Raw genomic sequence first — 399 nt, forward strand, 5'->3', positions numbered from 1 at the left:
CATCATAAGTCATGCCGTAAACACGTTCACGACCGTCATCAATATCTAAATCCAAACCGAGGTTTTCAGCTTCTGCTTTGTACCATTTGCTAAAGCAGTTACGCCAGAAGACCGCAAGGCTCATCAGGCCGATGTTTTGCACATCTTTGTATGCATCTAAATGCGCCAATAAACGACGAAATGTAGCTGCGTCTAACTTGTCTTGTTCTTCTTGAGTCAGATTTTTATATTTGAATTCAGCCACTTTACGTTCCTTCTCTCTTATTTGATTGGCTTTCGTCACCATATCCAGTTAGTCCTCTTTCATAAGTAGGAAGTATGCTTTAGCGCAACAATTCCCATTCGAAAATCACTACCTTTGAACAAAAACTGATATGGTAAGCGCCATCTATCTTATTG

Annotated in this window: 1 protein-coding gene; it reads right to left on the minus strand. The window is 40.1% G+C overall.

Going from position 1 to position 399, the window contains the following annotated elements; translation table 11 throughout:
• On the minus strand, window positions 1–244 hold a 244-nt coding region (locus UF05_RS13240), incomplete at its 3' end, for a DUF1244 domain-containing protein (RefSeq protein ID WP_048852515.1).
• Window positions 245–399: the final 155 nt, after the last annotated feature.

It is taken from the genome of Vibrio sp. S457-15, assembly GCF_000960545.1.
Taxonomy (GTDB): Bacteria; Pseudomonadota; Gammaproteobacteria; order Enterobacterales; family Vibrionaceae; genus Vibrio; species Vibrio parahaemolyticus.